This window comes from Bradyrhizobium sp. UFLA05-89 (assembly GCF_059803475.1).
The window spans coordinates 23,301-36,431 of the sequence record NZ_JBANBA010000098.1 but is presented as its reverse complement, the minus strand read 5'-3'; the positions used below and the strand labels follow the sequence as shown (position 1 = coordinate 36,431).

General features: G+C 60.4%; 12 protein-coding genes. 2 read left to right on the top strand and 10 right to left on the bottom strand.

The genetic code is table 11. The annotated features are described in order from the left end of the window. Positions 1-313: 313 nt before the first annotated feature. From SO139_RS35165 to SO139_RS35140, 6 genes are all read right to left on the bottom strand, one after another. Positions 314-754, bottom strand: a complete 441-nt coding sequence (locus SO139_RS35165; protein WP_474805128.1) for a YybH family protein — start codon at positions 752-754, stop codon at positions 314-316. Between the two features lie 344 nt (positions 755-1,098). Next, positions 1,099-2,070: an ABC transporter substrate-binding protein gene (locus SO139_RS35160; protein WP_498541462.1), complete on the bottom strand. Its 972-nt coding sequence runs from the start codon at positions 2,068-2,070 to the stop codon at positions 1,099-1,101. Between the two features lie 180 nt (positions 2,071-2,250). Further along, the gene (locus tag SO139_RS35155) at positions 2,251-2,640 is read right to left on the bottom strand and encodes a hypothetical protein (RefSeq protein ID WP_498541461.1); all 390 of its coding nucleotides are present in this window, start codon (positions 2,638-2,640) and stop codon (positions 2,251-2,253) included. After that, a complete protein-coding gene (locus tag SO139_RS35150; RefSeq protein ID WP_498541460.1) occupies positions 2,630-3,154 on the bottom strand; it encodes a hypothetical protein in 525 nt (174 codons plus the stop codon). Before SO139_RS35150 ends, SO139_RS35155 begins: the two co-directional genes overlap by 11 nt. Before the next feature lie 177 nt (positions 3,155-3,331). Continuing rightward, positions 3,332-3,490: a ParB/Srx family N-terminal domain-containing protein gene (locus SO139_RS35145; protein WP_474804374.1), complete on the bottom strand. Its 159-nt coding sequence runs from the start codon at positions 3,488-3,490 to the stop codon at positions 3,332-3,334. Positions 3,491-3,870: 380 nt separating this feature from the next. Beyond that, a complete protein-coding gene (locus SO139_RS35140; protein ID WP_498541459.1) occupies positions 3,871-5,271 on the bottom strand; it encodes a virulence-associated E family protein in 1,401 nt (466 codons plus the stop codon). 135 nt (positions 5,272-5,406) lie between these two features. On the opposite strand from SO139_RS35140, the gene SO139_RS35135 reads away from it, so the two are divergent. Together SO139_RS35135 and SO139_RS35130 are read left to right on the top strand one after the other, a co-directional pair. Further along, positions 5,407-5,859 carry a hypothetical protein gene (locus SO139_RS35135; protein WP_474804366.1) on the top strand — a complete coding sequence of 151 codons (453 nt, stop codon included), beginning with the start codon at positions 5,407-5,409 and terminating at the stop codon, positions 5,857-5,859. Between the two features lie 289 nt (positions 5,860-6,148). Beyond that, a complete protein-coding gene (locus SO139_RS35130) occupies positions 6,149-7,807 on the top strand; it encodes a recombinase family protein (RefSeq protein WP_498541458.1) in 1,659 nt (552 codons plus the stop codon). Between the two features lie 81 nt (positions 7,808-7,888). Here the strand turns inward: SO139_RS35130 and SO139_RS35125 are convergent, their stop codons facing one another. Genes SO139_RS35125 through virB10 form a run of 4 tightly spaced genes read right to left on the bottom strand, consistent with a single transcriptional unit; the run spans position 7,889 to position 13,127 of the window. Further along, positions 7,889-9,058 (bottom strand): LPD7 domain-containing protein, encoded by a 1,170-nt coding sequence (locus tag SO139_RS35125; protein ID WP_498541457.1) that lies wholly within the window; start codon positions 9,056-9,058, stop codon positions 7,889-7,891. Continuing rightward, positions 9,042-10,988, bottom strand: coding sequence for a type IV secretory system conjugative DNA transfer family protein (locus tag SO139_RS35120; RefSeq protein WP_474801237.1), 1,947 nt, complete (start codon positions 10,986-10,988; stop codon positions 9,042-9,044). Before SO139_RS35120 ends, SO139_RS35125 begins: the two co-directional genes overlap by 17 nt. After that, entirely contained in the window at positions 10,954-11,985 is a 1,032-nt protein-coding gene (gene virB11, locus SO139_RS35115) for a P-type DNA transfer ATPase VirB11 (protein ID WP_498541456.1), read from the bottom strand. The genes SO139_RS35120 and virB11 overlap by 35 nt, the downstream gene beginning before the upstream one ends. Further along, complete coding sequence (gene virB10 / locus SO139_RS35110; protein ID WP_498541455.1) at positions 11,982-13,127, bottom strand: type IV secretion system protein VirB10; 1,146 nt, start codon at positions 13,125-13,127, stop codon at positions 11,982-11,984. Before virB10 ends, virB11 begins: the two co-directional genes overlap by 4 nt. Between the last annotated feature and the right edge of the window lie 4 nt (positions 13,128-13,131).

The window sequence follows — 13,131 nt, the reverse complement described above, 5'->3', positions numbered from 1 at the left end:
GCCAAGCTGATCCCGATGCAAACCCTTAAGCCCGCATAAAGGCCGACACAGCCGCTCGGCCGCATCGCCGCTGACGCTAATACATCGGATTACTGCCGCCCTTTTTCAACGGAATCGGCCAAGACCGGAAGCCGGATCAGTTCGCCCCATCTCTTCGCGATCGAGCCGGGACGAGAGCACCGTCAAGCCCACCAAGTCGACTAAGCCGCTCGGCTTCGACCGGGATCGGAGCCGCCTTCGACTCAGGTCTCAGCCCCGAAGATATTCCGCGCAAAGTCTCCTCGCGCGGCGTCAGGCGACACGTACGGCCAGCTTAGTTGAAGGTACTTAACCTCAGCTTCAGCGAACCATCCGCCTGACGCTCGAACACGTGGGTAGCGATGCCTGAGAAGGTCGCTGGCTTGCCATCCTTGTCCTTGCCCTTGGCGCTCCAGTTTGCCGAGCCATAGACGACCTTGTCATCGCCACCCGCGTCGATCACCTCAAGTTTGTGGTCCGTCACGCCGTCGGCGAGCACCCCGGCAAAAAACTTTTCTATCGCCGCCGGATCTGACGCCACCTGGTGGGTTGGCGGTAGGAACTTCGCGTTCGGCAGATATAAGGCGGCAACGGCCTTCGCGTCGCCCTTGTTGAACGCGGCATCAAATGCTGTGTAAGCCGCCGAGACATCGCTCTTGGGGTCACCGGCAAACGACCCCACCGGAGCAACCGTAAGCAAACAAAGAGCGAATGCCGCTGCATGAATTACACGCATGAAATCCTCCCTTTTTGATTTGCTACTGTAAGCGCGTGAAATCTACTACCACTGTAATGCACCGTAAAGCGAGTGCTCAGTGGGCACCGGATCGACGCTCTGCAAGGTCGCGGGCGCGACCTTGCCACCCGCCCGCCGCTATTGGCGCGTCGCGTCGGGCGGCGAACGTTGCTCAATCCACACTCGGCATCTTGTCAGGTTCGATGTCGCAGCTGGGTCAAAACGCGAAGAACTCAGGTTGAGCAAATCTGGTCCGCTATAGCCCAGTCCGGACCTCGGCGAGGCGCGCGGCCACTTCGCTGATGGGCCATGTGCAGACTCATGCATCGTAGCAGAACGCATCTCTATTCGATCACCTCGTTGGCGCGGGCGAGCAATGAGGCAGGTATTTCGAGGCCAAGCGCCTTTGCGGCCTTGAGGTTGATCACGAGGTCGAACTTGGTCGGCTGCTCGACCGGCAGATCGGCAGGCTTGGTGCCTTTGAGAATTTTATCGACGTAGTCGCCTGCACGCCGGAGCAGAATGGCTATATCGACGCCGTATGAAACCAAACCGCCATTGATGGTGAACAGTCGTAAGAGGTAGAACGCGGGCAGACGATGCTCCGCCGCCAGCGCGGTAACTCGTGTGACGTGATTAACGGTCAATTCGTCGCCAAGAGGAAAAATTGCATCGGCGTGCTGGGCTGCTGCCGACGCAAAGGCAATGTCGAGTTCCTCCACCGTGGTCGCCTCCAGTACCAGGAAAGTCACGCCCAGCTTCGTAGCAGCTTCGAGCAACTCCTCGACTACGAACCTGTGTTCTGCATTGCTCGCGACGACCAAGACCGCAATTTTTGAGGCGGCAGGAACCATCTCCCGCAGGATTTGTATCCCTTTGCTGGCGATATTTCCCGGTACGAGGATGGCCAGACCCGTTATGTTGCCGCCGGGATGCGACAGGCTTTGGACGAGGCCAAGCCGCACGGGCTCGGCCACAGCATAGAAAACAATCGGAATGCTGGCAGTTGCCGATTTCAGGGCTAGGGCTTCCTGCGCGCTCGGGCCAACCAGTACATCGGGCTTGAGCGCGACAAGCTCGTTCGCGAGAGGCACTACGCGCTCGGCGTGCCCCTCGGCCGACCGGTAATCAACGATCAGGTTCTTCCCTTCGATCCAGCCATGATCGCGCATACTGTCCTGCCACACCTTGTAGTTTGGCAAGTACAGGGGCGCGGTATCAAGATAGCCAAGCCGACGAGGCGACCCCAGTGCCCACGAACGCTGTGGCGAAACAAGCAGTGCCGCAGAACCCGCTATGAAATCCCGCCGATCCATTCGATCCTCATCAAGGCTTGAGGACGACCGGCGGAGAGTAACACGTCTCGATGGCAGTCGCAGCGCGAACGCTTCAACGTGAGTGCGGCGTTTTGGAGCAGGCCCGCAACGGGTCACAAACGACAAAACTCCATGTGAGCATAATAGGTCTGCTTGCCGGGTGCATATCGACCAAACAGCTCACGCCTCCTGCGCCGGCACCTCGACCAGCGGCGTCTGCGGTCGCGCCCAGGCTTCGTATCTTTTTGCCCGCTCCTCGGCGCGAAGACGCACATCCCGACCTCGACGGCGCCGGTCGAGAGTGCCTTGTTCGAGATCATCGAGCAGTCGCGGGACACTAGCCAGCCAGCGCCCCGCCAGCTTGACGCCCAGCGGGCGCTTCGTTCCTGCCATCAGCTCACAGAGCTTGCGGAGCTTCTCATCACTGCACTCGAAAACCTCACCTGCAAGCCCCAACGGCAGCAGCTCGCCGCGTAGGATTTGGTCGATCACGTCTTCCACGGCGGGAGGTGTCCAGCCCAGCGCGGCGAGCGCCGCGAGAAGCTGGGAGATCGCAAGCTCACGGTTCATTGGGAGCCCACTCGGTCTTTTCCACATCGCCTTTGACCGCAAGGATGATTACTTCACTGGCGAATTCCGGGTCCGCAATTTCCTCAAGGGCGGCGCGAACAGCGTCGTCGATGATACGAAAGCACTCCTCCTGCGACTGTCCCATCAGCAGGTAAGCGATCGATCCCGCAATGCCCAGAAGCCGATCGCGCATCGCGATGAGCTGCGCTTGTAAGCCACGGAGGACAGGCTCGATCGGAACAAACTGACCGGCCTCGATTGCATCCTGACGTTCCTCACGGCGCCGCTTCGCTGCGGTCAGAGCAACGCGTTCAGCCGTGAGCTGATCGCCTGCAGAGCCGCCAGACCGCCCCGAAGCGACCTTGCGAAGGTGACGGAGATAGGTCACCCGCACGGCGTCAAGGTCGTAGCCACCCTGCTCGGCCGGTTTCTCAATGATCTTTCGTGCGATCAATTCCGCAAACGCGACGCGGGAAAGATCGATGTGGGCCGCTGCTTGAGCCGCAGATGCCATTTGCAAAATACCTCCTATGTTACGACCAACCCCTGCTGGTTGTGCCATGAACGAATACCCTTTGCGCCTGGGGCGGACCCGCGAGGCACCCCCGCGTTGAAGGACCCATGCAAGCTCTGCCGGTGTCCAGCACGACGCAATTCACGGGCAGCTTCGCGGGAGTCATTTCCGTGGTCCTCATCGCTCATCAGCTATCACGACGGCCATTATCGTCTTGCGCCCGACGCGCTGGGCGGCGCGAAACCTATGCGCTCCGTCAAATATCCGGTAGCGATAATCGCTGCCTTTTTGCCTGATGAGCCAAATCGGCGGGGCGATATGCCCGTCTCGCAGCATGGTCACGTACCGCGTTACATTAACCAGTCTATTGCAGCGCAGCGGTTCAATTGATGGCAAACGCACTCGGATCGCTTGCCGCGACACGGCTCTGTTGGGTTGGTTGGACATAGCTTCGTTACTCTCCATTGTTGAAGCACCCAGAACCACCAAGCAAAACGCTTACACTTCTGACGCGGTGCCCGCGCATTGTGCTGAAGGCCATCCGAGCGAAGCACGGTTCGATCGGGCTCTGGTTCCCCGAAGGGAGCTGCCGGCGCAGCCGATGCACCACTGCACCACCTCGCACTGGTTTCTTCCCTTGTTTCTAAAACTCCTATAGCGCGCTACCTCCTATCCTCTTCTAAGCAAACCAAGTGGTGATACTGGTTCAGTGGTGATCACGCCTGCGGCACAGCGGTTTCTTTCATCACCACTGCGTCGCCGGCTGCTGGTGCAGGCCGCCTGAGAGTGGTGATGTTGCTGTCCGGCTCGGCCTCGGCGACCTTCTTGGCCGCATCGATCTCCTGTTGTCGGGCATCCTGCTCTGCCTCTGCACCAGTTGGTGGCCGCACGTACATCCAAGGACGCTTCGTCTCCTCCTTACCCTGAACCGTCACCTTGAGGCTGACCTGCTTGCGCTCCCAGCCCAGCCGCTTCATGCAGCGGGCGACCCGGTTCATGGCGGCCTGATCCCACTTCGCAGCATCCAGGCCGATTGCGCCTTTGAACACCCATTCGACCGTGACCCGGTACGCCGGATGCTCCGGCGGCTGATGTATGCGACTGTCGAGGTAGTCGGCGATCAACGGCTCCCACTCGTCCGCCTGGTAGCGGGCTTCCTGCTCACTTTCGGCGATGGCAGCGGCGGCGATGCCGCTCTTGGTGTCGGTGGTGAACCACCACGGCACATGCTCGTCGTAGAGAATGCGAGCCTCGGCCCACAGTAGGTCGCGGTCCCGCTGTAAGCCCTCGATGTCGATCTTGGTCGCCTTGACTGGTAGGAACCGGCGCGAACCGGTGGCATCCTTGAGATAGCCGCTCTCGTTCGTGGTCCCGACAAAGATGCATCCGCGCGGGCGCTCGATCACGCGCCGGCCATAGGGCGGGCGAAAACGATCGTCGGTGCGCGAGATGAACGCCTTGATCTTCGAGACCTCCGCCTTGCTCATGGCATCGAGTTCGCCGACCTCGATGCACCAGACGCCAGCACACTGCATCGAGGCGTCCTTGCTGCCGAACTCCTCAAGATCGTCGGAAAACCAGGGATAGAACAGCGTCTTGATCGAAGTCGATTTCTTCAAGCCCTGCGGGCCTTCCAGGATCACCACGGAGTCGAGCTTACAGCCGGGTTCGATGATCCGCGCGACCGCGCCGATCATCATGTTGCGGCCGACCAGCTTGGTGTATTCGGACTGCTCCGCGCCGAAGTAGGTCGAGAGCATGGTATCGAGTCGGAACGCGCCATCATGCTCAAGGCTGCTGAGATAATCCTGCACGGGGTGATAGCTGCGATCACGCGCCACCAGTTCGACGGCCTGAGCCGTCACAGCGGGAGGCACGGCAATACCTTCCTTCGTTTGCAGCCAGTGCGTTGCCGCGAGATCGTCCTGCTCGGTCCAGGGACGCGGTTGGAAACCGGCTGCCGCGATGATCGGCTCCCACGGCGGCACATCCATGAGCATGGTTTGATAGGCGAATAGATCGAATGCCAGCACGCCTTGCATGGACCGTGCGCCCCGCAGCGCTAACACTGCATTGGCAAAAAGCGGCTTGGGAATGTCGTTCTTGGCGCGGATCAATTCAGCCCGCCACCCGGACTTGTCCATATCTCGGCTCCAGCGGCTCGCTGGTTCTTTTTGAAGCCAGCGAATACGTTTCACTTGTAACGTAAAGCCGTTTACGGTACAAGCGTAACGTAAGGAGAACCGGTAAAAATGGACATTCACCAAAAGCAATTCACGTCGGATGTCGTCGCTAAGGCAGCCAGCTGTGTTGAGGGCACGCTGCGTCAGTGGCGCAATCGCCATGGCTTCCTCAGCGAAACCCTGACAGGCGGCATGGAGGTCAAATACTTCTCCGTGCTCGATGTCTGCGTTGTGCGCGCCGTGACCGTGCTCGCGCGCTACATGTCCGCGCGCAATGCGATCTGGTTTGCGGATGGCCACGTCCGTTTGCAGGTCGACCGGCTGTTGCAAGGCAAGCCGAAGACATCGTCCAGGATCGGCTTCTTCCTGCCCGAGAGCGGTGGCGAGCCGACCTTTTCAAATGACCCCGGCGAGACTGCCGAGGAGCTGCTCGCTGATACCGAAGGCGTGATTGTCCTGGTCGATCTGAACAGCGCGGTCATCGACCCCGTGTTCAAGAAATTGAAACTGAAGCGCTCGTGAACAAAAGCGCCCAGCTGGAGCAACCGAGGCGATTGTACCTGCTCCGGCACGATCGTCACAACATCGGCTGCGAGATCACTGCGGTGCAGGACGATCGCTGATCAGGTGCTGTTCGTTTAAGGGCAAAATCCGAAACAATGTCGCGTGCGACTCCCATAATACCGCCGGATCGGCCCGACGAGGCCATCCTTCGGTATGTGCGGAAGCTTGCCAAACGACTCGCGCGCGCGGATCATGAGGCCGAGATCGCGGCCCGCCTGGCATCCCAACCTGCGACGAGCGAAGACATATGACCCGCGCTGCGCTGTATGCCCGCTTTTCATCCGAACGGCAGAAAGATCGCAGTATCGACGATCAAATTGCCCTTTGCCGCGATATCTGCGCGCGCGAGGGCATGGCCGTCACCATGACTTTCGAGGATCGCGCGATCTCTGGAACGGGCGCCATTAATCGCCCCGGCTTTCAAGCCATGATGCGCGCGGCAGAGGCCAAGCTATTCGATGTGCTGATCGCCGAGGATGTTGATCGCATTTCGCGCGATCAGGGCGACTGGCACGCGGCCCGCAAGCGGCTCGACTTCCTCGGCATCCAAATTCACACTGCTAACGGGAAGGTCACCAAGGTCGACGGTGCACTGCGCGCTCTTATGGGCGAGATGTACGTCGAGAACCTTGCGCTTCATACGCGGCGTGGCCTCGAGGGGGTGATCCGCGACGGCAGGCATGCCGGTGGTCGCGCATATGGCTATCGTGCGGTTGCCGGCAAGCCTGGCGAACTGGAGATCGTCGAGGAAGAGGCCGACATTGTTCGCGAAATTTTCGCGGACTACATTGCGGGTAAGACGCCGCGCCAAATCGCACACGATTTGAACAAGCGAAGCGTGCGCCCGCCTCGCGGCAGACTCTGGAACGGCTCGACCATCAATGGTCACGTCGCGCGCGGCGGCGGGATGATCTTGAACGATCTCTATGCCGGTCGCATCGTCTGGAACAAGGTCAGGATGGTGAAGGACCCGACGACGGGCAAGCGCCTGTCGCGGCCCAATCGGAAAGAGCAATACAAGATCACCGACGCGCCGCATCTGCGTATCGTCGATGACGTAACGTTCAACGCGGCACAGGCCATCAAGGTCGAGCGCCGACGCGACGCGACGCTTGCAACAGCGCACAAGGCACGCGCGCCCAAGCGAGTTTTTTCGGGCTTGATCCGATGCGGCTGCTGCGGCGGCGGCATGTCATCCAACGGCGCCAATCGCAAAGGCGTACGTCTGCAATGCAGCTCCTACAAGGAAAGCGGCTCATGCACAAACAGTCGCCGCGTCTACCTCGACGACATCGAGGCGCTGACGATCAAGGGATTGCGCCAGCACCTCGCGCATCCTGAGTCAATCGCAGCATTCGTCGATAGCTACAATGACGAGCGCAAGCGGCTCAAGAAAGAGGCGAGCACCAAACGCGCCCGCCTGGAACGGCGACTCGGCGAGATCGGGCGCGAGATGAAGCGGATCGTCGACTCTATCGTCATCACGGGCATGCCGCCAGAGCAGTTCGTCGCCCGGATGCAGGAACTTGAGGCCGATAAGGCCAAGGTCTTGACCGGGCTCGAAAGCGCCAAAGAAAGCGACAACGTCATCGCCCTGCATCCCAAGGCGCTGGACCGCTACAAGCGCGCGGTTGCTGAACTTGCCGACGAACTGAAGCGCGGCACGCCGACCGAGTATGCGACCATTCGCGAGCTGGTGACCGCGATCGTGGTGCATGCGAGCCCAAGCCGGCCAGGCGGCGCTGGAACCAAAGCCAACGCCGAGGACGATCGGAGCGTGCGGATTGACATCAAAGGGCGCCTCGCGGCGCTCTGCAACAACCCTGCCCTCTTTCCGAACATGGCTATGTCGGGGGGATCGTTGGTAGCGGGGGAGGGACTCGAACCCCCGACCCAAGGATTATGATTCCCGTACTCTGATCATTCGCCTCGCGCAACCTCCGGGTGCCCGAGCCTCGAAGATATTCAAGTCGGTGGGACCGCCCGTTCAGCGCTCTCGCCCTTGCAGTCTAATATGTTCACTGCTCCGGCTTTGGTGAGCTCCCTCTCTGTGTCCTGATTGTTCGTGGCGCTCGCGGACAGGCTCAATGACTGTCGCTCGAGCAAACGAATGCCCTTTTTCCAGATGCTGGGCTATGCGCTCCCTGGCGAAGGCCATAATGCTCTGGCGAGCATTCTCATCGTTCGGTAGAGGGCGTTCGACAAGCTTGTTGATAACAGCGATCTGGGATCGGGCCGCGAGCAGGTCGGAATCATGCGCTGGCGCCGATCGGTCTGCCCGGCGTTCCTCCACCGTCACACTCCACATGTTGCGCCACATCTGGCGCCGTTCACTGCTAGCGATTCCTGTGGCGGCATCTATGGACTTGATCGCCCTGACCACAGGTTCAACGCCATCCATGCGCAGAGAGATGCGGTCGCCAGGCCTGGCGCCACTATCTGCGACGTCCATTACAACGCCGATGCCCCACACTTGATGTCGCCGGCCATTATCCAGTTCGATGGCTACATAAGTTGACGGCTCCGCGTCGGGGCGGTTGCGGTAGGTGCCATAACCGACCTCCATCAGACGTCCGGAAACGCCCTTGTCGTAATCGAGCCTATCCGCCGGCACTGACCTGTCGGAGGCCGAGCGAGCCTTGGCATCATTGGTCCGGGCGTGAGCTCGATCCGATGCGACTCGTCGCTGAGCGAGCGCCTGGCGATCAAGCTCGTTTGGCTGATAGCCCTGTACCTCCATTCCGCGCGCGCTTGCCTCGAGCCACGCCTCGCGCCGGAACTCGACGGAACCGCGGATGTGCAGGGCCTCCCACTGGCGATGGTGTGCCACGCTGACCATGTCCCGGATCACCTCAGTGGCAGCTAGGCGGGTAACCAGGCGATCCTCAGTAGTCTCGAACGCGAGGTACTCTTTTCGCTCATCCGCATAGAGCCGCGCTTCGCGGTCGGATCCATCCTTTTCGGAGCCGCTGGCCACCACGTAATATTTCCGACGGATACGGTCCGGAAACGCGCTATCGGTGACCTCCGCGGATGGCGGCTTGTTGGGGGCTGTTGCCCTGGACTCGTCTTCCCCCTTTTCTCGGGCTGAAGCGCGCCCCGCGCGACGTTGCCGCTCCAGGCTGAAGTCCTCGCTCGCGTCATGCCTGTCGTTCATGATGCTCACCCTTCTGCTTGCGGCCGTTCCGCGGCGTCGGCGGAATGACTTGAGCGTCGATGTATTTCAGGGTCCAGGCTTTCAAGTCTTCTTCGGACAAGCCTTCGAGATCCACATCGACCCCGCCAAAGTCAAAACTCACATCGTCAGGAATCGTCGAGGGATCCGCCACCTCCTCGTCCGTCATCGGTCGCGATCGAAATATTGCGCGAAGCTCGGCGACTTCGGAGCGAAGCTCTTTGATTTCGGCGTCTAGCAAGGCATTCGAAAGCCCCTTCGGCATGGCCTGAGCCGGGGCCGGCAGCAGTCGCTGCAGAAAGGCCTTATCTTCGTAGTAGATGAGCTTATCGGCGATCAGCGGTGGAATCGCAGTGCCGAGGATGAACGCTTTGGACCTGGGCAAGAGCTTGAGCTCTTGGGGCAGCATTAGAGCCCGTCGATGCTCTGACACCGTTTGGCTCGTTGATCGTGCCGAAAAGCCCTTTGGTCCACTGTGGCTGCGCGCCTTCACCGTATCATAGCCAATACGCTCCGAAAGCTCATTTGCGACGTCTTGCTCTTTTGGAGCGAAGACGACTTCCACGGCATGGTTCGTCATGAAGTTGCGAGCGACGTCAGCGCCGTAGATCGCGCGGAGTTGCGCCGGGCTTTGCACGACCGTCAGAAGTCGGAGCCCATATCCGGCAATAAACGCGACCGATTTCGCAAGAACGTTGACGTTGCCAAGGGCTGGGAATTCGTCGAGCAAGAGGAGAACCTTGCGATTGAGCTTCGGATTATGTTCTGGCAGCTCGCGGGTATTGAGATCGACGACCTGCTGAAAGAACAGGTTCAGCAGAGGTGCCATGCGCTCGAGATTGTCCGGGGTAACACCGAGATAGATCGACATCGGTTGTTGCCGTAGCTTGCGCAGGTCGAAGTCATTGGCTGACGTCGCGGTATCGATGCGAGGGTTGAGCCAGAGCCCAAGTCTTGCTGTCACGGTCTTGCGCACCGAATTCATAGTGTTTTCGGAAGCTGCAAGGAAGTCGTTCAAGGCGGTAATGCAGGAGCGTGATAAGGGAGAACTGCTCGATCGTCGCGCAACCATGATTGTCTCAAAATGCGACTTGAGATCGGACTCAGCTGAGAGCTGGTGCAGGATCTCGCCGATGGTCAGAGGTAACCCCGGGGTTTCAGCAATGTAGCCCCCGATCGCCACAAACGCAGACCGCGCGGCCTCAAACCAGAACGGATCGCCCCGGCTCTCGGCCGGAAAGAGCATGACAGCGATGCGCTGCAGGTCATCATAATGGTCTGCTGGATCGCTCCGCACGTAGCCCAAAGGATTGTACCTTGCCGTACAGCCGTTCTCGTCGAGTGGATCGAACAGATGGACGGCCTGCCCGTGGGCAGCGCGAAAACCCGCCGATTTTTGCCAGTTCTCCTTCTTCACGTCGAGCACCACGACCGAGTCCGCCCAGTTCAGCAGGTTCGGAATGACATAGCCGACGCCTTTGCCTGCGCGGGTTGGTGCGTAGACCAGCACGTGTTCTGACCCACCGAAGCAGAGCATCGCGCCATCCTTGCGGCCAAGCAGAATGCCCTCCTTCGACCTAAGACCCGCGGCTTTGATCTCGCGCTCGGACGCGAAACGTGCCTTGCCGTGAAGCGGCAAGGGGCGCTGCCGGAGGAGGATACCGAGCAGGCCAAAGACCGCGATCGTGCCGGCGAGAGTGGAGAGCGTCAGCCAGCGGTCGAACCGAGGATCCGTGCCATACCGGGGCCAGCCGCTCGCGATCTCGAACCAGTGAAATCCGCCATCGTGAATCCTGAGCCCGAGCAGCAGTATGTTTGAGGCGACCAGCAGAAAGAGCACGACAGCGCAAAGCGCGAGCGCTGTACCACGCGCGGCTTTAGCGGGCGTGATCGCGTTTGCGGATGGGATCATAATAGATCTCAGAGATGCGATAGCGGCCGTCACGCTTTTGCATTTGAACGACGACATCGACCAGGTGCAGCAGCAGCGAGCGGATATCATCGCGATGGAGGTCCCGCCCTTCCGCGCTCTCCTTCACCAGAAGGGTCAACTGTTCGAAGGCAAGCCGCGCGCTGTCCGCGTGGACCGTCGTGATCGACCCCGGATGCCCCGAATTGACGTTCCTGAGATAGAAGAAGGCCGTGCCGTCCCGCAGTTCCTGCAACAGGATCCGGTCTGGCCTCATGCGTAACGTCGATTCCAGAAGCTCGCGGGGGCCGATCTTGGCCATGCCCTGCCCGTCTTTGGCATAAAGCAGCCGGACGGAATTCTTATGCGGGATCACCAGTTCGATGGTGTCTTCAATGGTGATCAGCCGTTCATGGGCCGGAATGGCCGCGATCAAGGCTTTGGACAGGGTCGTCTTTCCTGATCCGGTCGCGCCCGAGATGAGGATGTTGCGACGCGTCTTGACGGCAAGCTCCAGGAATTCACGCCAAAGACCGGCTTCCTTCAGAGCGAGCAACCGATGCTCGTCGGGACGAAGTTCGTCACCGGCGGCGCGGATCTCATCGAATAGGTTTGTTCGCTCGAGAGCAGCCAAGTTCATAGTCAGTTTCGAGGGTTTTCGGATCGTGAGGCTGACCTGACCGGCCGGGACGGCCGGCGGCACCACGATTTGGCAGCGCTCGTCGCCAATCAGACTTGTCGAAACGACGGGAAATTCTGGTCCGATATCTTGGCGCGTATATCCGGCGGCTGCGGTTGCCAGATGCGAGAGGTAGACGTCTGTGAGTGTCTCCTCTGCGTGGCGGGTCCAGCCCTGCGGTCCTTCCACGAAGACCTCACCGGGACGGTTGATGACGATCTCGGTCAGGGACTCGTCAGCCAGATAGCGGTTCAACGGCTCGAGATAGCGGGCCAGCACCAAACGGCCGCCATCCCGCTCGATTGATGCGATCTGCGTCATTTCGTGACCTCGGCCGGCCCGACGCCTGTTCCCCCGACCGTGCGGTCGAAGATCTGGCTCCGTGTTTCAATGCGCTTCAGTTGATAGACGGATGAAAAATCAAGATCTCGTGCGACGAAGATATTGACCAGTTCGCCCTGGTTCTTGTTCAGCGTGGGCGGAATGTTGATCGATTGCTCGACGGCAATGCCTGCGGCAGTATTGGCTGAGCCAGTGGTATTGTTGATCTGGATCGAGCTGTCCTGAAGCTGCTGACGCCCGATCGAGCCGGCATCGCCCACGATCGACAGCAGCAGGGCGGACCCAAATCGCTCCCAGAAATGCGTGTCGATATCGCCGTCAAACCCGGCCCGACCAAGCGCATCCGTAGCGGGCGACGCGAGCGCGACGATGACCCCCGTGGGCGTCTTGGCACGAGACCACAGCACGAACATGCGCTTTGAGCCGCGCCTGACATTGCCGCGGTATTCGCCGACCACCTGGGTGCCCTTCTCCATGAGCACGACGTTGCCAGAATCGGAGATGACATCGCGGATCACGACGCAGGAAACGAAGCCTGCGACGTCTGACGACATTGCGGTCTCCAGCACACACGGGATGGACGTGCCCTGCGTGACCAGGAGGTTGCGGTTGGGAAGCCGTGCGGCGCGGACGCCTTCGATCGCCGTCGGTTTGAGCTTGTCGGCGAGTTCATTGGGTGGCTCGGCTCGTCCAAAGGCATAGGGATCAGCCGCGACACTCCCCGTCATGCCGTCGCGTCCCGGACGTGAAGTGGAGACCGGACGGTTATAAGCCAGGACTGGCGCGCGGCGCGCGCTTTCGAGCATCTGATCCGGTACGGGCGCGGTGACTGCCGGCGCGGCTACAGTCGGGGCAGCCGGAATGGAGGCTGTGGTCAGCGGTGCGGCCGGAGCTTCCGTGGCGGGCTCGAACGCGGCGGCCTGACGGATCATGAGTTTGCGGGCAGACTCGGTGACAGGCTTGTCGCCTTTCCACGTGCTCCATATGATGAGAAAGGCGAATGCGGTGAGCCCGAGAGCGCCAAACCCGCGCTTGAGCATCGTCGTCCGTGCGTGGTCGCTCTGACCGACGGGAGTAATGCCGCGGTCGCCATCGATTGTTTCGCTATTGAGCTCGGTCATGTCG